14 protein-coding genes and 1 tRNA gene are annotated in these 18959 nt (G+C 63.9%); 10 read left to right on the top strand and 5 right to left on the bottom strand.

Features of this window, described 5'->3' with window-relative positions:
- Window positions 1-42: 42 nt before the first annotated feature.
- A complete protein-coding gene (locus GGD62_RS35945) occupies window positions 43-528 on the bottom strand; it encodes a (2Fe-2S)-binding protein (protein WP_018321562.1) in 486 nt (161 codons plus the stop codon).
- A gap of 927 nt (window positions 529-1455) precedes the next feature.
- Between GGD62_RS35945 and GGD62_RS35940 the strand changes: the two genes are divergently transcribed.
- The 4 genes from GGD62_RS35940 to GGD62_RS35925 all read left to right on the top strand — a co-directional run bounded on the left by GGD62_RS35940 (window position 1456) and on the right by GGD62_RS35925 (window position 6083).
- Window positions 1456-3171 (top strand): PQQ-dependent methanol/ethanol family dehydrogenase, encoded by a 1716-nt coding sequence (locus GGD62_RS35940; RefSeq protein WP_246800423.1) that lies wholly within the window; start codon window positions 1456-1458, stop codon window positions 3169-3171.
- 130 nt (window positions 3172-3301) lie between these two features.
- Window positions 3302-4483 carry a c-type cytochrome gene (locus tag GGD62_RS35935; RefSeq protein ID WP_210318036.1) on the top strand — a complete coding sequence of 394 codons (1182 nt, stop codon included), beginning with the start codon at window positions 3302-3304 and terminating at the stop codon, window positions 4481-4483.
- Between the two features lie 108 nt (window positions 4484-4591).
- A complete protein-coding gene (locus GGD62_RS35930) occupies window positions 4592-5278 on the top strand; it encodes a response regulator transcription factor (protein WP_092261400.1) in 687 nt (228 codons plus the stop codon).
- A 106-nt stretch (window positions 5279-5384) separates the two neighbouring features.
- The gene (locus GGD62_RS35925) at window positions 5385-6083 is read left to right on the top strand and encodes a response regulator transcription factor (protein WP_018321558.1); all 699 of its coding nucleotides are present in this window, start codon (window positions 5385-5387) and stop codon (window positions 6081-6083) included.
- A 40-nt stretch (window positions 6084-6123) separates the two neighbouring features.
- On the opposite strand, the gene GGD62_RS35920 is transcribed toward GGD62_RS35925, so the two are convergent.
- Both GGD62_RS35920 and GGD62_RS35915 read right to left on the bottom strand, forming a co-directional pair.
- Complete coding sequence (locus tag GGD62_RS35920; protein WP_183713135.1) at window positions 6124-7482, bottom strand: ATP-binding protein; 1359 nt, start codon at window positions 7480-7482, stop codon at window positions 6124-6126.
- A 10-nt stretch (window positions 7483-7492) separates the two neighbouring features.
- Window positions 7493-8659: an FIST N-terminal domain-containing protein gene (locus GGD62_RS35915; RefSeq protein ID WP_018321556.1), complete on the bottom strand. Its 1167-nt coding sequence runs from the start codon at window positions 8657-8659 to the stop codon at window positions 7493-7495.
- A gap of 270 nt (window positions 8660-8929) precedes the next feature.
- On the opposite strand from GGD62_RS35915, the gene GGD62_RS35910 reads away from it, so the two are divergent.
- Entirely contained in the window at window positions 8930-10969 is a 2040-nt protein-coding gene (locus GGD62_RS35910) for a methyl-accepting chemotaxis protein (protein WP_179739699.1), read from the top strand.
- Window positions 10970-11318: 349 nt separating this feature from the next.
- Window positions 11319-13358 carry a methyl-accepting chemotaxis protein gene (locus GGD62_RS35905; protein ID WP_183713132.1) on the top strand — a complete coding sequence of 680 codons (2040 nt, stop codon included), beginning with the start codon at window positions 11319-11321 and terminating at the stop codon, window positions 13356-13358.
- 113 nt (window positions 13359-13471) lie between these two features.
- On the opposite strand, the gene GGD62_RS35900 is transcribed toward GGD62_RS35905, so the two are convergent.
- Window positions 13472-13843 carry a DUF3175 domain-containing protein gene (locus tag GGD62_RS35900; RefSeq protein WP_183237800.1) on the bottom strand — a complete coding sequence of 124 codons (372 nt, stop codon included), beginning with the start codon at window positions 13841-13843 and terminating at the stop codon, window positions 13472-13474.
- Between the two features lie 182 nt (window positions 13844-14025).
- On the opposite strand from GGD62_RS35900, the gene GGD62_RS35895 reads away from it, so the two are divergent.
- From GGD62_RS35895 to GGD62_RS35885, 3 genes are all read left to right on the top strand, one after another.
- A complete protein-coding gene (locus tag GGD62_RS35895; RefSeq protein WP_183237881.1) occupies window positions 14026-15510 on the top strand; it encodes an MFS transporter in 1485 nt (494 codons plus the stop codon).
- Window positions 15511-15514: 4 nt separating this feature from the next.
- A complete protein-coding gene (gene otsB / locus GGD62_RS35890) occupies window positions 15515-16333 on the top strand; it encodes a trehalose-phosphatase (protein ID WP_183237801.1) in 819 nt (272 codons plus the stop codon).
- A 241-nt stretch (window positions 16334-16574) separates the two neighbouring features.
- Window positions 16575-18038, top strand: a complete 1464-nt coding sequence (locus GGD62_RS35885) for a trehalose-6-phosphate synthase (RefSeq protein ID WP_183713129.1) — start codon at window positions 16575-16577, stop codon at window positions 18036-18038.
- A 191-nt stretch (window positions 18039-18229) separates the two neighbouring features.
- On the opposite strand, the gene GGD62_RS35880 is transcribed toward GGD62_RS35885, so the two are convergent.
- Entirely contained in the window at window positions 18230-18571 is a 342-nt protein-coding gene (locus GGD62_RS35880; protein WP_183713126.1) for a hypothetical protein, read from the bottom strand.
- A 194-nt stretch (window positions 18572-18765) separates the two neighbouring features.
- Between GGD62_RS35880 and GGD62_RS35875 the strand changes: the two genes are divergently transcribed.
- Window positions 18766-18855: transfer RNA gene (locus tag GGD62_RS35875), tRNA-Ser, on the top strand.
- Window positions 18856-18959: the final 104 nt, after the last annotated feature.

The raw sequence follows: 18959 nt of genomic DNA, 5'->3' as shown, positions 1-18959 counted from the left end.
CCTCGAAAGCTGCAGCCGTGGTTCTTTTCGAGGCGCGCCGCTTTACTCGGCCGCCTGCGAGACCTTCATGCGCCCGGCTGCATCCAGCACGGCTTTGACGATGTTGTGGTAGCCGGTGCAGCGGCAGATATTGCCTTCGAGCTCGGTGCGGACGGTGGCTTCGTCGAGCTGACCACCATGGCGGTGCACGATGTCGATCGCCGACATGATCATGCCCGGCGTGCAATAGCCGCATTGCAGGCCATGATTGTCGCGGAAGGCGGCCTGCATCGGATGCAGCTCGTCGCCCTTGGCGATGCCTTCGATGGTGGTGATGCTGGCGCCGTCGGCCTGGCCCGCCAGCATGGTGCAGGATTTCACCGCTCGGCCGTCCATGTGCACGACACAGGCGCCGCACTGGCTGGTGTCGCAGCCGACATGGGTCCCCGTGAGATTGAGATGATCGCGCAGCAGTTGGACCAGCAGCGTGCGGTCCTCGACGTCGACAGCAACGGCCTTGCCGTTCACTGTCAGTTTGACTGTAGACACGGTGTCGTCCTCCCAGAATGTTTGTAGTTATTCCAATTAGAAACAGCGCGATGAAACTTTGCAACTGGGATTTTGGGTCGCCGGGTGTCACGAAACGGTCGTCGAGGCGCCGCGATCAGACAACACCGATCCGTGTCGCCGCCAGTGCATGGCGCGACCTGTCTGAAACTTGCAAGGAGATGGTCTCTCGCGTCTTCCGCGGCGTCCTGCTCTGCCATCGCGCGAAGGCTGCTCGCCCCGTGGATGTCGGTCCTGGCGCCGCCGATTGTCTCTCCCTTGGGACGACTCCTGTCGTCGCTCCGCAAATAGGAGCACGGCCGGGCAACTTTGTAATCGCGATCTTGGTAGTAGGGTTTTGCACGATAAGTCATTGATTTTATTGGAATGTTGGTCCGCCATGACGAGCCGGACCGGCTTGGCCGGCCTGCCGGGAGGCGGCCTGCCCAAGTCCGCCCTGATCCCTGGCGATCGATGGACGCGAAGAAGACAACCAATCTCTCGAGATGGTTTCGCCGCCGAGCATCACCCTCGTGCCTGAATGCGGGCCGGTCAAAGCGAGCTGCAACGATACAGCGACATTGACGGATATTGTAACCGCTCAGCAGCCCTCGCCGCGGTTGAGCCGTCGTCGTGATTTGCGGTCGTCGCTGATGCCGACTTTCGACGGAACGCGCGGATGGCCACACGATGTTGCCGCAATCCGATCGCTGGTTTCGAGCTGCCAACAAGCGACAAGAAACGAGTGCCGACAACGAGATGAGCGGCCAAGCCCGCCAGTGATTTGCACTACTACCTTCCGCCTATACTAAGCGCGAAAAGGCGATGCTGTAATTTCCGTGATGGTTCGCAGTCGAACTGCGTATCGAAAAGCGCAAAAGCGCATCGGCGCTCAACGTGGCGCGCAAAGCAACATCACGGAGGGAATAAATGACCTTTGGAACGAGGGGCTTCTTGGCCGGCATTTCGATGATCGCGATGCTGGGCGCCGGCACGATTGGCGTTCGCGCCAACGATTCACTGCTCAAAGCGCAATCCGATTCCAATCAATGGGCGGTCGCGGGCCACGACTACGCCAACACGCGTTTCAGCCCGCTCAACCAGATCAACGCCGAGAACGCCGGCAAGCTGTCGCTTGCCTATTCGTTCTCGCTTGCATCGCTGCGCTCGAACGAATCCTCGCCGATCGTCATCGGCAACACGTTGTACGTCTCGACATCATGGGGACCGAAATACGTCTATGCGCTCGACGCTGCGACCGGCGCGCGAAAGTGGACCTACGAGCCGGAGATTCCGGACGACGTGCTGCAATACGCCTGCTGCGACGTGAACAATCGCGGTGTCTCCTACGCCGACGGCAAGATCTTCGTCGGCCGGCTCGACGGCAAGTTGACCGCGCTCGACGCCGCGACGGGCAAGGCGCTGTGGACGGCGAAGGTGGTCGATTACAAGCAGGGCTCGGTCATCACCTCGCCGCCGCTGGTCGTGCGCGACAAGGTCATCACCGGCTTCGGCGGTGGCGAGTACGGCGTGCGCGGCGCGCTTCAGGCCTTCGACATCAACACCGGCAAGCTCGCCTGGCAGACCTATACCGTTCCGACGCCGGAGGAGCCCGGCGGCGATACCTGGAAGGGCGATTCCGCGCAGCATGGCGGCGGCGCGGCCTGGCTGGTCGGCTCTTATGATCCCAAGACCGATACCGTGTATTGGGGCACCAGCAATCCCGGCCCGTGGAACACTGCCGTGCGCTCGACCGGCAACGGCGATTTCGGCAAGCTGACCAATCTCTACACGGCCTCGACGCTGGCGCTCGACCCGAACACCGGCAAGATCAAATGGCATATCCAGACCACACCTGCCGACGCCTGGGATTATGACGGCGTGAACGAAGCCGTGCTCGCCGACCTCAACATCGGCGGCAGCAACGTTCCGGCGCTGATGAAGGCGGATCGCAACGGATTCTTCTTCGTCGCCAACCGCGAGACCGGCAAGGTTCTTTCGGCGGAGAAGTATGTCTTCTCGAACTGGGCGCAGAAATTCGATCTCGCCACCATGCGCGCGGTCGAGGATCCCGACAAGCGTCCGGGCCCCGGCCATCCCGCCAAGGACATCTGCCCCAATTTGATCGGCGGCAAGAACTGGCAGCCGATGTCGTTCAACCCGCAGACCGGCCTCGTCTATATTCCCTCCAACAATGTCTGCATGGATTGGTCGGTCAGCGACGTCGCCTACAAGCGCGGCGTGTTCTATCTCGGAGCCGAATTCCCGACCAAGGAAGGCCCCGGTGGCTTCCTCGGCGAGCTCGTGGCCTGGGATCCCGTCAACCAGAAGAAGGTCTGGTCCATCAAGGAAGACCTGCCCTTCAATGGCGGGACGCTGACCACTGGCGGCGGCCTGGTGTTCGCCGGCAACATCCATGGCGATTTCCGTGCCATCGATGCGAAATCCGGCAAAATGCTCTGGAGCAAGAATCTCGGCTCCGGCATCGGTGCGGGTCCTGTGACCTACATGGTCGACGGCAAGCAATACGTCGCCATCGTCGTCGGCCGCACGGCAGCGCTGCCCGCGTTCCTGGGCGAGGTTGGCAAGAAGATGACGGCTGCAGCTCCCGAGGGCGGCTCGCTCTTCGTGTTCTCCGTCCAGTGACCACTGGCGCGTGTATCCCCGGGTGACGGGATACACGCGCTCTTTTCCCAAAATGTGATCGCGTCGTTGCGGCCGAGGCCAGGCCTTGTCCCAACGTCACGCCAACGATGCCCAACCACGGGAGGTGAGGATGCGTCCAAATCGTTCTGGCCTTGGCCACAGCAGACGTCGCGCCATCGCAGCTTTGCTCGCATGTGTTGCCAGCTCCGCGCTCATCGTGCCAGCCGCACCGAGCCGCGCGAACGAAGTGCAGCCGTTCCGGCTCTGTGCCGATCCGACCAATCTTCCGTTCTCGAGCAACAGCCCCTCGCAACCCGGCCTCTATGTCGAGATCGGGCAAGCGCTGGCGCGGGCGCTCGGGCGGCCGATCGCCTACGACTGGTACAAATCGTATTTCGGCAAGCGCACTGTCCGCGTCACACTGCTCGGCAAGCAATGCGACGCCATGATCGGCCTGCCGCGCTCCGAGGATTTCATGGGGCCGGCCGTGATCTTCTCGAGCACGGTTGCGCGTGAAGGCTATGCCCTCGTGACCGCAAAGGACCGGACGATCTCAGGGGTCGACGATCTCCGGGGCAAACGGGTCGCCGTGCAGTTCGCCAGCACGCCGCAAAACCTCCTGGCGATGCGTGACGACATCCAGAAGGTGACGGTGCTGTCGCCCGAGGAAGGCATGCAGGCGCTGGATCGGGGCAAGGCCGACGTCGCCTTTATCTGGGGACCCGTGGCCGGCTGGCTGAACAAGACCGTCTACCAGGATCGCTATCGCGTTCAGCTCACCGAAGGCGAAGGTTTGTCGTGGGACGCGGCGATCGGATTCGCGAAGGCCTCGACAGAGCTGCGCGACCAGATCGATGCGGTCTTGCCGGACCTCGAGCGGACCATCGCCGATCTCAAGGTGAAGTATGGCCTGCCGACCGGTCAGCCTCTCCGCCTCAGCGCCGTGCAGACACCGGCGGGAACGACGACCGGCGCCGGGACCGGCGTGGCGCTAGTGGCCAACGTCGTCGCGACCGAGACCAAGGGCGACGCGCTGGCGTCAAATGCCGAAGCTGTCGGTCAGGGCAAGGAGATCTTCAACGGTACCTGTGCGCATTGCCATGGTCCCGACGCGATCCAGAGCGAGCGGAAGATCGATCTGAGGCTGCTGCGTCACCGCTACGGCGACGAGATGCGAGAGAAATTCTTGACCACGGTGCATGAGGGGCGTCCGGCCAAGGGCATGCCGTCCTGGAAAGAGGTCTTCACCGACAGCCAGTTCGACAACATCTACGCCTTTCTGCTGACGGTTCAGGTCGAATCGAACGACTGAATGGTCTTGACCGGAGGGCATCGGGGAGATGTTCTAGGGTCCGTTTCGCATCCATCGGCACCAACGTCCGATGGATGCGCCCGCGCGATGGACCCCGGGGAAGGTGCCATGACCAGCTTCCTGATCATCGATGATCATCCGCTGTTTCGCGAGGCGCTCGGCAATGCCGTGCGGCTGGCGCTGCCGGAGGCCCGCATTCTGGAAGCGATGTCGATCGAGGACGCCTTGCGGGTGCTTTCGGTCGAACGCGGGATCGACCTGGCGCTGCTCGATCTTTCGCTTCCCGACGCAACCGGCTTCTCCGGCTTTCTCAGGCTGCGCGAGACCTATCCGCGCCTGCCGGTCGCCATCGTCTCGAGCGAGGAGGATCAGCATGTGGTCCGCGAGGCGCTGGCGCTGGGTGCTGCCGGCTATCTGCCAAAATCCACGTCCAAGCGCGAGCTCGCGCAATCGATCGAAGGCGTGCTCGGCGGATCGGTGTCCGTGCCGAAGGATTTCGTGGCAGAGCCGCAGCGGAAGCGGGCCGACAGCAGCAAGGCACTCAAGGTCAAGCTCCGCGAACTGACGCCGCAGCAGCTTCGCGTGCTCGATCTGCTTCGTCGCGGCTATCCGAATCGGCAGATCGCGCAGGAGCTTCAACTCGCCGAATCGACCGTGAAGGCGCACATCACCGAGATCCTGCGCAAGCTCGGACTGTTCAGCCGCAACAAGGCGATCGTCGAGATCGGCAAGGTCGATCTGCCGGATCCGCGGCAGCGGCCCCAGCTAAGGACCGATCGCGGGAGGCCGCAATGAGCTGCCGGTCGGACTTGATCTGGATCAAGCCGGGTTGCTCCGGCGACGGCATGCTCGCCGGTCTGATCGCTGACTTCGGTGACGAGCTGGGAACGGCCCAAATCTGATGCGATTTCTGATTGTCGAGGATCATCCGCTGTTTCGCGAGGCGCTCGAAGGGGCGCTGCAAATGGCGACGCCGGATGCCGATATGCTTCAGGCCACCTCGATCGACGGTGCGCTCGAATTGTTGGCGTCGAGACCCGATGTCGACCTCATTCTCCTCGACCTGTCGATACCCGGGACGACCGGACTGTCCGGCATTATCCGCATCCGCAAGGCGTTTCCCCGCATTCCCGTCGTGATCGTGTCGGGACACCAGGACGCACAGATCATCTCGGGCGCATTGTCGCTCGGCGTATCCGGCTACATCCTCAAATCCTCGTCCAAGCAGGAGCTGGCGCATTCGATCAGCGAAGTCGTGCGCGGCGCGGTGTGTCTGCCGGCCGCTTTTCGCGCGCTGGCCCGCCCGCAGCGCTCGCCGATCGCGGCCCAGGATCTCCTGAAGCGCCTTCACGATCTGACGCCGCAGCAATTGCGCGTCCTTGAAATGCTCAAGCGCGGCCTGCAGAACAAGCAGATCGCCTTTGAGCTGAAGATCTCCGAGACCACCGTGAAGGTTCACGTCTCGGATATCCTGCGCAAGCTGAACGTGCTGAGCCGCACCAAGGCGATCGTCGAAATGTCGAAGATCGATTTTGCCACGCTGGCGGGCTCCGGAGCTGCCGCGAAGCGCGACCGCGCCCGGACCGATCCGCCCGCATGATGCAGCCTCTATCGCCGTCGATGCGGCGCGGGGTGATGAACTAGCTCAGCAGGTACGACAGCAGTGCGCGCATTTCCGCCGGCCTGATCGGCTTCTTCAGCACTTCCAGCCCATAGCTGCTGGCTTCCGCCGCAGCCTTTTCGGAATAATCCGCGGTGATGATCATCGCCGGCACGTCCGAGTTCAACTGGCGCCGGATTTCCTCGACGGCCGACAATCCGCTTTCGCCGTGATCGAGATGGAGATCGGCGATGATGGCGTCCGGCGAGCCGCCTAGCTCACTCAAACGCTGGGCGGCGTCCGCGGCGGATCTCGTGGTCGCGACATCGCAGCCCCATCCCTCCAGCAAGGCGGCCAGCGCCTCCGCGCCCGAGGCGTCGTTCTCGATCAGCAGGATCTTGGCCCCTCCCAGAGCGCCATAGTGCAGATCGGCGGGCTTCATTTCCTGGAGATCGTCGCTGACATCAGCGCGATCGGCCGGCTCCAGGTCGAGCACAAAGGTCGATCCTCGGCCGACATGCGACGACAGCCGCACCTCGTGCCCGAGCGCCGTCGCGAAGCGGCGCACGATCGAAAGTCCGAGACCGAAGCCGGCCTGGTCGGTCGCGCTCGCATCGCCGCGCTGGAACTCCCGGAAGATCGCCTCCTGCTGCGCTTGCGCAATTCCGGGTCCGGTATCGGAGACCTGGATCGCGATGCGATCGCCACGCCGCCTGCATCCCAGGATGACGCCGCCGCTGCGGGTATAGCGGATCGCATTCGCGAGAAGGTTTTGCAGGATCCTCCGGAGCATCAGCGGGTCGGACAGGACCCCAAGCGGCGAGGTGCGGATGCGCAGGGACAGTCCCTGCCTCCAGGCGATCGGCTCGAACTCGTCGCGGAGCTGGTCGAGCAGCGGCTTAAGCGCGATCGGCCGCACGTCGGGCCGGAGCGCGCCCGCATCGAGCTTCGCGATCTCCAGAAGGGAGCGCAGCAGGTCTTCCAGCGTGACCAGGGACCGGTCGACTTGGTCGATGAGCAGGCCCGCTTCCTGCGACTCCATCATCTCGGTGAGTGCCGACAGGGTCAGGCGCGCCGCGTTCAGCGGCTGGAGGAGATCGTGGGTGACCGAAATCAGCACGGATGATTTCAGCGAGCTTGCAGCCTCCGCCTGCTGCTTGGCGCGGTACAGGCCTTCATTGGCCCGTTCGACCGAACGCAGAGCATCCCGCAACTGATGGGTCCGGTCGCGAATCTGATGGTCGAGCGCAATTGCGGTTTCGAACAGCGAGAACGCATTGAGCTGCTGATCCATCGACCGCTCGACGCGGGACATCAGCGCCGCGTTGATCTTCTTCAGCTTGACGGACTCCCGCCGGAGCTGCTCGATCGTTTCGGCATCCTGCCAGGTCTCTGCCACATCGGCTCCGTTACGTCGGCCGCCTGCCGATGGCGACGCCGGTGAAGGTCTGGTTCACGTGCATCGAGCCGAACTGTTCGCCGTAGGTATGGAATCCGACGACGCGGTTCTGCCGGTACAGCTCGGACATTTCGCGTGAGAGCTGGTGCTGCTCGGCATCCAGCCGGCGCAGCAGGCATTCGAAGCCAATATAGAGAGAGACGTCACCGATCTGGTCGCGGGTTTCCGCGAAGGCGTCGCGAGTGGCTCCGACCAGGCTGCACGAGGTTGCCGTCGTCAGCACCATGCCCTCATCGATCGCACAGAAGAAGCGCAGCGAGCCGTCGGGATCGACGCGCTGGATCGACCGCGCATAATAGGACCCGCCGACCCGGACCAGCACCGGATGGGACGCGAAGGAGAACGGGTCGAGCTTGGCGTCGATGATTCCGACGGCGCGGGAATATTCCGCGGCGGCAGGCTCGGCGTTCAATTCCTTGACGACGCGCTGCTCGATATCGGCCTCGGTGACCACCATCTTCTGTGTGGTGGGCTCGAAATTGTCGCATTTGAACACGCGGAACGGCAGCGACGTGTTGAGGAGAATGAGGAGAGCCGCGTCGGTGTGGGCCCTGCCGTCGAAGAACACCCAGGTCCTTTCGAAGCGCAGGCCGTCACCGGCCGACCCGCCGACGATCGGGATATTGTCGAGCGAGGCATAGAGGGCGGACATCACAGCCTCTTCGCGGCGGCACATGCCGTCGATCAGCACCAGGCCGAACGGGTTGCCGCCGCCGACCTCCGAGGTCGTCCGCAGCAACTCGTGGCGAAGCTCGCTGCCGATCCGGCGGCCGTCCTCGACGTGGAAATTGGCGAGATTCAGGATCGGCCGGACCACGGCGTTGAAGTCGGCCTGGCTGAACGTCATCGCGACAACGCTGTTCTCGTCCCAGCCGTCCGGCGCCAGCTCGCCGGCCGTCGTGCAGCCGCAGACCGGCGTGTCCGCAAAGTGTCTCGTGATCTCGGCGATGAACCGATGAGGATCGTAGCAGGGGGAGAGGAAGACCAGGACCAGGGCCAGCTCGTCCGACGGAAGCTGGGCGACCAGCTCGGCAACGGCCTCGTCGACGGTCGGAGCCTTCGATTTCGCGACCGCAACGCCGGACGAACCGCCAAACCGAAGATCGGCCTGCCCCACTTCGTTTCTCTCCTCAAGGACCGGCTTGGTCTGTCGCCAAGATCTGCCGCCAAGTGCCGAAAACACTAGGGCTTTTCCAGTCTACCCGCAACACGTCGCGCGGTCTCCGGCCCGGACTGGAAGTTGCCGGTCTGGTGCTTGCGCAGCCCGGGATTGCGGGCCGGAGGAATTTACCGCCCCTTGACGATTCTGCCTTAGTTTTGCGCATGCGGTCGGGGAGGCGGGGCGCCTTCGGATCGCGGCTGTTTGGAATAAATAATGGGGGTGGGAATGTCCGGGCGTATCGCGTCGCCGTCAAAGCGCACAATATTTCCCACCCTGAGGTTCCGCGCCAAGATCATCCTGGGCTTTGCGGTCGTGCTGGCGATCTCCGCCGGCAGCATGGCCTTCTCCTATTTCGGCTTCGAGCGAGTCTCCGCCGGGGTCGGGTCCTACCGTAGCAGCGTGTCGGAGGCGGACCTCGCCCGCAACATCGACCGCGAGCTGCTCGGCTACCGTTCGGCCGTCAAATATTTCGTCGTGACCGGCAAGGAAGATGACGCCAAGGCGGCGCTCGAGGCCGAGGCCAGCCTGAAGAATGCCATCGACCAGGCCGTCAAGAGCGCCAAGACCCCGGCACGGAAGGAGAGTCTCGACAAGCTCGCCAAGGAGTTCGCGAATTTCTCCGCAACCTTCGGCAAGGTTCTGCAGGCCAAGCGTGACAGCACGTTGCTGGTGCAGAACCAGCTGCAGCGCCAAGCCAATCTCCTGAAGTACAAGCTCGACGACGTCGGCAACAACGCTTCCGATTCCGAGGCGCAGGCGATCGAGTTCGGCACCAAGCAGGTCAACGCTCAGTTCCAAACCGCGAGTGCTGCAGCCACCAATTTCGTGCTGACGTCCGATCAGGCCATCGCGACCAGCGCGCTGGCGCGGCTGAAATTCGTCGAGAACTCGCTCGGCGCGGTCTATTCCATGGACGATAAGATCGTTGCCGGCCTGAAGGAAGCCAAGACCATCCTCGGCGCCTATCGCGAGGCGCTGGAGAAGCTGATCGCCAACGCCAAGATGGTCGACGAACTCGTTACCGAGATGAGCGGCTCGGCTGGTGCGATCCAGCAAGGCGCGACCGCCATGAAGGCGGACCTCGTGGCCGAACAGCAGCGGCTGGACACGGAGTCGGAGGCGACCATCGGGCAGACCGAGCAACTGGTGCTGATGCTCGCCATTGGCGGTACGCTGCTTGGGGCGGTCCTCGCCTTCCTGCTCGGCACCGGCATCTCGCGTCCGATGATCGCGATGTGCAAGGCGATGCGCGAGCTGGCCTCGGGCAACTTCGACGTCGTGCTGCCCGGTCTCGGCCGCAAGGACGAGATCGGCGAGATGGCGGGCGCGGTCGAGGAGTTCAAGGTCCAGGCCGTGGCAAAAGCCGAGCGCGATGCCGCCGCCAGCGAAGCCCAGAACAGGGAGGCGAGCGCTGCCCGCCGCTCCGAGCTGATCCGCTTTGCCGATGATTTCGAGAGCGCGGTCGGTGCCATCGTCTCCAACGTGTCGGCCTCGGCCGTGCAGCTGGAATCGGCGGCGTCCACGCTGACCCGCACTGCCGAGACCACCCAGAGCCTGTCGAGCCAGGTCGCCGGCGTGTCCGAGCAGGCATCCTCCAACATGCAGTCGGTCGCCACCGCGACGGAAGAGCTCTCGGCCTCGGTCGAGGAGATCGGCCGTCAGGTCCGCGATTCCAGCCGGATTGCGGAAGCTGCCGTGGTGCAGGCCAAGGAGACTGACGGTCGCATCGGCAAGCTCTCGCACGCCGCCCAGCAGATCGGCGAAGTCGTCAAGCTGATCACGGCGATTGCCGAGCAGACCAATCTTCTGGCGCTCAATGCCACCATCGAGGCGGCGCGCGCCGGTGAAGCCGGCCGCGGCTTTGCCGTGGTCGCCAGCGAAGTGAAGTCATTGGCGAGCCAGACCGCGAAGGCGACGGACGAGATTTCCTCGCACATCACGGGCATGCAGGGCGCCACGGCCGAATCGGTTGCCGCGATCAAGGAGATCGGTGCGACCATCGGCCAGATCTCGTCGATCTCGACCTCGATCGCGAGCGCGGTCGAGCAGCAGGGCGCGGCGACGCAGGAAATCGCGCGCAGCGTCCAGACCGTCGCGCAGGGCACCCAGACCGCGGCCACCGACATCGGCGAGGTCAACCGCGGCGCCGCCGAGACCGGTTCGGCCTCGGAGGAAGTGCTTCATTCGGCCAAGACGCTGTCATCCGAAAGCACCCGCCTGCGCGCCGAGCTCGATCGGTTCATGGCCAATATTCGGGCGGCGTAAGGCTCGCTGAGCGTTAGACGCTCCGCTATCGCCAGCTCTCCGCTGTCGTCCCTGCGAACGCAGGGACCCATAACCCCAGGGAGAAGTTGGGACGCAAGACCCGTAACTCCGAGTCTTCGCCAAACCACTGTGGCTATGGCGACGAGCGCAAGCGCGGAGGTCCCCGATCTGCGCTTCGCTTGTCGGGGACGACAGCGGAGTACGCATCTTCCCCGCGTCACCTAACCGCGAGTTGCGGCGCCACAAATTTACCACAGCTTATCCTTTGCCGATTACCGTGCGGGCGAGTCAGGAAGCGGGCTGCTTCCGGGCTGCGCCTGGTTTTCCGCGAATGGAATGGGGTGGGGGAATGTCGGTCAAGTCCAAGTCGAAGTCGAACCAATCGAAGCTGCCAACCTTGCGCTTTCGCGCAAAAATCATCCTCGGCTTCGTGGCGGTGCTAGCCATCCTCGCCGTCAGCATGGCTTTCGCCTATTTCGGCTTCGAGCGGATCCAGGCCGCCGTGGCTTCCTACCGCACCAGCGTATCGGAAGCCGACCTCGCGCGGACGGTCGATCGTGAGCTGATCGCCTATCAGGGACTGGCCCGGGCCTATACCCTGACGGGCACGGTGGACGACGAGACCGCAGCCAAGGCTGCCGAAGACAATCTGAAGAGCGCGATCGCCAAGTCGATGTCCGCCACGACAGGCGCCGCCCGCCGCGAGCAGGTCGGCAAGCTGGAGGCCGAGTTTCAGCGCTTCACGAAGGTGTTCGGAGAGATCATCGTCCTGACGCGCGAGAACAACAAGATCGCGGCCGATGAGCTCAACAGCGTCGGCAACAAGATCCGCTTCAAGTTCGACGACCTCGCCGATACTGCCGCGCTGGCGGGGCTGGCATCGGTACAGACCACGGCCAAGGACATCACCTCGCAATATCTGGCGGTCTCCACTTCGGTCGGCGCCTTCGTGGCCAAGCCGGAGCCGAAGACCGCCGACGGCGTGATCGCCCGCATCAAATTCCTGGAGACCCTGCTGGTCTCGATCTATGCCAGCGACCAGAAGATCACCGACCGCGTCACCGAGATCGGAAATCTGCTGAAGCAGTACCGCACCTCGTTCGCGAAGCTGACCGAGAATGTGAAGATCATCGTCAAGTCGAACGGTGAGATGACCAAGACTGCGGCGACCATCCTCAAGCTCTCGGCCGAGCTGCGTTCGGACCTGACCGCCGATCAGCAGCGCATCGAGGCGAGCGCCAACGCGACGATCGGGGAGACCGAGCAGCTGATGCTGATGATGGCGCTCGGCGGCCTTGCCATCGGTGCCGTGCTGGCCCTGTGGCTCGGCAACGGCATCTCGCGTCCGATGATCGCGATGTGCAAGGCGATGCGCGAGCTGGCCTCGGGCAATTTCGACGTGGTGCTGCCCGGTCTCGGCCGCAAGGACGAGATCGGCGAGATGGCGGGCGCGGTCGAGGAGTTCAAGGTCCAGGCCGTGGCAAAAGCCGAGCGCGATGCCGCCGCCAGCGAAGCCCAGAACAGGGAGCAGGCCGCTAGCCGCCGCTCCGAGCTGATCCGCTTCGCCGATGATTTCGAAAGCGCGGTCGGCGCCATCGTCTCCAACGTGTCGGCCTCGGCCGTGCAGCTGGAATCGGCGGCGTCCACGCTGACCCGCACTGCCGAGACCACCCAGAGCCTGTCGAGCCAGGTCGCCGGCGTGTCCGAGCAGGCCTCCTCCAACATGCAGTCGGTCGCCACCGCGACGGAAGAGCTCTCGGCCTCGGTCGAGGAGATCGGCCGTCAGGTCCGCGACTCCAGCCGGATTGCGGAAGCTGCCGTGGTGCAGGCCAAGGAGACTGACGGTCGCATCGGCAAGCTCTCGCACGCCGCCCAGCAGATCGGCGAAGTCGTCAAGCTGATCACGGCGATTGCCGAGCAGACCAATCTTCTGGCGCTCAATGCCACCATCGAGGCGGCACGCGCCGGTGAAGCCGGCCGCGGCTTTGCCGTGGTCGCCAGCGAAGTGAAGTCATTGGCGAGCCAGACCGCGAAGGCGACGGACGAGATCTCCTCGCATATCACCGGCATGCAGGGCGCCACGGCCGAATCGGTTGCCGCGATCAAGGAGATCGGTGCGACCATCGGCCAGATCTCGTCGATCTCGACCTCGATCGCGAGCGCCGTCGAGCAGCAGGGCGCGGCGACGCAGGAGATCGCCCGCAGCGTCCAGACCGTCGCGCAGGGCACCCAGACCGCGGCCACCGACATCGGCGAGGTCAACCGCGGCGCCGCCGAGACCGGCTCGGCTTCCGAGGAGGTGCTGCACTCGGCCAAGACGCTGTCATCCGAAAGCACCCGCCTGCGCGCCGAGCTCGATCGCTTCATGGGCAATATCAGGGCGGCGTAGCGGACCGCGGAAAGAACGCGTAGGTGGATTAGCGAAGCGTAATCCACCACCTTGATGTCACGGCTGGGAGCCGAGTGGTGGGTTACGGCGTCGCCTGACCCACCCTACAAATCTCACTCCCTCCCGAACGCTCGCTTCAGCTCCAGCTTCGCCTTCTCCAATCGCGTGCGCTGCGTCTTTGGCAAGGTCTTGCCGGCGCGGTTGATGTAGAAGGTCAGCATCGACAGCGCCGAGCGATAGGCGCCGGTCTTGCGGCGTGAGCTGTGCTCGGCCGATCGCTTCAGCGACGTCGCGATCTTCTTCGGGCTGGTCAGCTTGAACACGCCGCGCTTCAGGTCGAGCGCGTCGCTCTGCTTCGTCACGCGCTGCGACCAGCGCTTCGGCGCAGCGCGCTTCGCGCTCGTCCGCACGGTGCCGCGCTTGGCGCTCGTCGACCTGCGCGCGGCTGTTTTGCGGGATTGTGTCGTCTTTCTGACATGAGCCATGCGTCAACTCCTTGCGGCTCCATCGGAAACGAGCGGTACGAAGGGCCGTTCCCCTGGGAACCCGGCCTCGCCGCAGACGTTGTCGCAGGTGGCAGGCGGAATGCCGCACCCCGATGATCGGATCGACCCCGTCCACATCATGTGAACCGGGGGCGCTTCCATTGATCAGACACAACAACCCGATGGAATTGCAGCAAAGCCCAGCGCCGAACTATGCTCCTGTGGTCGCGGCAGCCCCGGCCGATCGCATCGTCGAGACCAGTATCCCCGCGCGGCTCGACGCGCTGCCCTGGAGCGGGTTTCACACCCGCGTCGTGCTGGCGCTCGGCATCACCTGGATCCTTGACGGGCTCGAGGTGACGCTGGCCGGTGCGCTCTCCGGTGCGCTGAAGCAGAGCCCGTCGCTGCAATTCTCCAATCTCGATCTCGGTATTGCCAATTCCGCCTATCTCGCCGGCGCCGTGCTCGGTGCTCTCGGCTTCGGCTGGCTGACTGACCGCATCGGCCGCAAGAAGCTGTTCTTCATCACGCTGGCGCTCTATCTCTCGGCGACGGCCGCGACCGCGCTGTCATGGGATGTCGCCAGCTACGCTCTGTTTCGCTTTCTCACCGGCGCCGGCATCGGCGGCGAATACACCGCGATCAACTCGACCATCCAGGAGTTGGTGCCGGCGCGCTATCGCGGCTGGACCGATCTCGTCATCAACGGCAGCTTCTGGATCGGGGCGGCTATGGGCGCAGTGGCGTCCATCGTGCTGCTGGATCCTGCTGTGATCAGCCCCGATCTCGGCTGGCGCCTGGCTTATCTCATCGGCGCGACCGTCGGCCTCGTCGTGCTCCTGATGCGGATGTGGATTCCGGAGAGTCCGCGCTGGCTGATGATCCATGGCCGTCCCGATCAGGCCCATGCGATCGTCGACGAGATCGAACGCTCGGTGATCGGACGTGATCAGGATACGAGCGACGGGCGCTTCATGAAAATCCGGCTGAAGATGCGCGATCACACGCCGATCCGCGAGGTCGTGCACACGCTGTTCTCGGCATACCGCCAGCGCGCGCTGGTCGGCCTCGTGCTGATGAGCGCGCAGGCGTTCTTCTACAATGCCATCTTCTTCACCTTCGCGCTGGTGCTGACCGATTTCTACGGCATCAGTGCCGATCATGTCGGCTGGTACCTGCTCCCGTTCGCCGCCGGCAATTTCCTCGGGCCGCTGCTGCTCGGCCGGCTGTTCGATACGCTCGGCCGCCGTGTCATGATCATGTTCACCTATGGCGTATCGGGCCTGTTGCTGGCGATCTCCGGCTATCTGTTCTCCATCGGTGTGCTCACCGCGCAGGGGCAGACCATCGCCTGGATGGTGATCTTCTTCTTCGCCTCGCCGGCCGCGAGCGCGGCCTATCTCACCGTCAGCGAGACCTTTCCGCTCGAAGTTCGCGCGCTGGCGATCGCGGTGTTCTACGCGGTCGGCACCGGCATCGGCGGCGTGATCGGGCCGGCGCTGTTCGGCGTATTGATCGACACGGGATCACGCACCAGCGTGTTCGCCGGCTATCTGCTGGGGTCATTCCTGATGATCGCAGCCGCGATCGTGGCGTGGCGCTATGCCGTCCCTGCGGAACGCAAATCGCTCGAACAAATCGCGCGGCCGCTTGCCTTTATGGAGTAGACTGATGAAATCAGAAGTTGCAGAAATGGCGTTGGACCAGAAGCGCACCATGCCTGACGACGAAGCACCGGATGCGGTACCGGTTCCGCATGCGCTGGTGCCGCATCTCGACGAGACCGCAATCCTGCTCGATATCGACGGCACGTTGCTCGACCTGATGCCGACGCCGCGCGAAGTGTGGGTGCCGCCGGGCCTGTCGGACACGCTGAACCGGCTGACCGAGCGTACCTCCGGCGCGCTGGCGCTGGTCAGCGGTCGTTCGCTCAACGACATCGACCTGATCTTCGCGCCCGATGTGTTCCGCGCCGTCGCCGGCCACGGTGCGGAGATGCGGCTGTCGATCGACAATGAGGCCGATGACGTGCACGCGCCGCCGCTGGACAAGGAGCTGAAGCGGCGCCTGGCCGCGATCGCCAAGCTTTCGCCCGGCATTCTGCTCGAGGACAAGGGCTATTCGCTCGCGCTGCATTACCGCCTCGCGCCGCACGCGGAGAAAGCGATCTACGAATCCGTCTCGGTGATCCGCGCCGACCTGCCCAATGCGCCGATCGAAGTGCTACCCGGCAAGTTCGTTTGCGAGATCAAGCATTCCGGATTCACCAAGGCGACCGGCGTGCGCGAATTGATGCAGCGGGAACCTTTCAAGGGACGGCGTCCGATCTTCATTGGTGATGACGTCACCGATGAAACCGTGTTCGCGATCATGCCCGACATGAACGGGCTTGCCTTCTCGGTCGGCCGCCGTGCCATGGGCGTGAATGGCCATTTCGACGCGCCGAACGATGTGCGTGCATTCCTCGCCCGCCTGCTCGACCCGAGGTGAAACAAAGGCAGCGCCATGTCGCGGACATGATGCTCTGGGAACGGCGCCGCCGCGCGCTGCAATGCGTGCTGCGCAACATGCCCGCATGAGCTGTCTTTGCAACGAAATCTGGGGTTCCCGAAGCGAAACCAGTTCCAACGCGCGTGCCCGATTTTGGTTTCAATTGGTTGAAACGATGATCAGGAACCATATTGATGAACGGCAGTTAAACGGGGTGGAATGAAACAGGAGGGGACGACCTGTGAACTTAGTCGTCGTTTCGAATCGCGTCGCCCGCGGCAAGCCTAACGAGCCCATGACGGGCGGCCTCGCGGCGGCCTTGTTGCCGGTTGTGGAACATTCGGGCGCGATCTGGGTGGGTTCTTCAGGCCGTGTGCGTGACGGCCATCAGAAGGAACCGTTCGCTGAGATCGAAGCGCTCGGTTCGGGCGCGATTGCCACGTTGGATCTGCCGGCGGCGCATTACGGCGGCTATTACGAAGGCTTTGCCAATTCGGCGTTGTGGCCCGCGCTGCATTCGCGCAGCGATTTGATCCGCGTCTCGCGCGACGATTACGTCAGCTATCGCGAGGTCAACGCCTTCATGGCGCGCGCCTTGATGCGCTTCCGAAAAGCCAAGACTGCGTTCTGGGTGCAGGACTATCATTTCCTCGCGCTCGGCGCCGAACTGCGTGATCTCGGCCTCGACGATCCGATCGGCTTCTTCCTGCATACGCCGTGGCCGGTCGCCGCGGTGATGCAGGGCGTGCCCAATCATCTCGAGCTGATCACGGCAATGCTGGCCTACGATCTCTTGGGTTTCCAGACCGAGGAGGATTGTCAGAATTTTCTCGGCTATGTCGCGAGCGAGCTTGGCCTCGCCGTCGAGGACGGCGTTGCGATTTCGCAGCATGGCCGCACCCGCTGCGAGGTCTTCCCGATCGGCATCGATGCGGAGAAGTTCGCCCAATACGCGGCGAAATCGGCCTCGCATCCCGACGTGTCGCGGCTGCGGCGCAGCCTCAACGGCGAGCGCCTCGCGATCGGCGTCGACCGGCTCGACTATTCGAAGGGCCTCGTCAACCGCATCAGCGCGTTCGACCGGCTCTGGACCGAACAGCCGCAATTCTCGCGCAGCATCTCGCTGCTCCAGATCGCCAACCCCTCGCGCGGCGGCATCGAGGCCTATGGCAATCTGCAGAACGACGTCGCGCGCCTCGTCACCGACGTCAACGGCCGCCACGGCGAGGTCGACTGGACGCCGATCCGCTATTTGAACAAGGGCTTCAGCCAAGCGGTGCTCGCAGGGCTCTACCGGACCGCGCAGATCGGCGTGGTGACGCCGCTGCATGACGGCATGAACCTCGTCGCCAAGGAATATGTCGCCGCGCAAAACCCGGCCGATCCCGGCGTGCTGGTGCTGTCGAAATTCGCAGGCGCGGCCAACGAGCTCGACGCCGCGCTGGTCGTCAATCCGCATGACATCGACGGCATGGCCCGCGCGATCGCGATCGCTGCCGCGATGCCGCTCACCGAGCGCAAGATGCGCTGGGACGCGATGATGAAGAAGCTGCGCGGCCACACCATCCAGCAATGGTCGGCCGATTTCGTCGCCGAGCTCGAGAAGTGCCGGACCGAGAAGGCCGCGGTCGCCCCGCTCGCCGCGCAGCCGCCGCAGGCATTGCGCTGGCTGAAGTCGGCGATATCAGGCGTGAGGCTGATTTAGCTCTCACGAGCTTGCTCGATGCTCTTCCCCTCTCCCCTTGCGGGAGAGGGTGGCTCGCCGCATATGCGGCGAGACGGGTGAGGGGTTTCTCTCTCGCGTAAATCTTCCGAAGCATACTTCGTTGATGCACACCCCTCATCCGGCGCTTCGCGCCACCTTCACCCGCAACAAGGGGAGAAGGAAAGAGGACATCAATAACAATACGACACCCCATCCAGGATCGCGCATTGCCGCTTGTTCGGCGCGTTCGGATCGTCCATCGGCACCATGCCCTTGCCCTGGCCGACGAACACGCCGGGCCCGACATGCACCGAGCTCTTGTTGCCGATGCTCACGCTCGGATGCGGCGAAGCGCTCGAGCGCGTGCCGTCCGGCCAGATGATGGCATCGCCCGACAGCACCCCGCGCCGGCCGTCATCGCAGCTGACATCGACGCCTTGCCGGGTGCAGACCTGCGCGGCGGCGGGCACGGCGAAGGCGGAGCCAAGGGCCGAAATCAGGCCGACGGCGGCGATGGTGCTTCGGATGGTCATGGCGTCCCCGGTCGTGTTTGCTGTTCTTACGTGAATCGTCGCGCCAAACCCGTCACCGGTTCAGCCGGCAGGCGGGTCATGACATCTGCCGTGTCAGATATTATCCCGTAAATACAACATCTTACGGAAAATTCACCCGATTTCCCCGCGGTCTCTTGCAAAATCATCGGCGTCCCTTCAAGAGAGGGCGCTCCGGAGAGATGGCCGAGTGGCTTAAGGCGCACGCTTGGAAAGCGTGTGTGCGGGAAACCGTACCGTGGGTTCGAATCCCACTCTCTCCGCCACCGATTTTTTGTCCGGCCCGAAGAGATGGGTAACGGATCGTACCTAAGAGATGGGTGACAACCTCGTGCCGAACGGGTTGTCGAGGGGTTGCAGGGTCTTCTGC

It is taken from the genome of Bradyrhizobium sp. ERR14 (assembly GCF_014198235.1).
In the GTDB taxonomy this organism is placed as follows: Bacteria; Pseudomonadota; Alphaproteobacteria; order Rhizobiales; family Xanthobacteraceae; genus Bradyrhizobium.
Note: the sequence above shows the minus strand (reverse complement) of the source record. Positions and strands in the feature narration are given on the sequence as shown.

Coding starts and splice junctions, on each gene's coding strand:
- GGD62_RS35940 (WP_246800423.1), top strand. CDS start 1,456: ATGACCTTTGGAACGAGGGGCTTCTTGGCCGGCATTTCGATGATCGCG.
- GGD62_RS35935 (WP_210318036.1), top strand. CDS start 3,302: ATGCGTCCAAATCGTTCTGGCCTTGGCCACAGCAGACGTCGCGCCATC.
- GGD62_RS35930 (WP_092261400.1), top strand. CDS start 4,592: ATGACCAGCTTCCTGATCATCGATGATCATCCGCTGTTTCGCGAGGCG.
- GGD62_RS35925 (WP_018321558.1), top strand. CDS start 5,385: ATGCGATTTCTGATTGTCGAGGATCATCCGCTGTTTCGCGAGGCGCTC.
- GGD62_RS35910 (WP_179739699.1), top strand. CDS start 8,930: ATGTCCGGGCGTATCGCGTCGCCGTCAAAGCGCACAATATTTCCCACC.
- GGD62_RS35905 (WP_183713132.1), top strand. CDS start 11,319: ATGTCGGTCAAGTCCAAGTCGAAGTCGAACCAATCGAAGCTGCCAACC.
- GGD62_RS35900 (WP_183237800.1), bottom strand. CDS start 13,843: ATGGCTCATGTCAGAAAGACGACACAATCCCGCAAAACAGCCGCGCGC.
- GGD62_RS35895 (WP_183237881.1), top strand. CDS start 14,026: ATGGAATTGCAGCAAAGCCCAGCGCCGAACTATGCTCCTGTGGTCGCG.
- otsB (WP_183237801.1), top strand. CDS start 15,515: ATGAAATCAGAAGTTGCAGAAATGGCGTTGGACCAGAAGCGCACCATG.
- GGD62_RS35880 (WP_183713126.1), bottom strand. CDS start 18,571: ATGACCATCCGAAGCACCATCGCCGCCGTCGGCCTGATTTCGGCCCTT.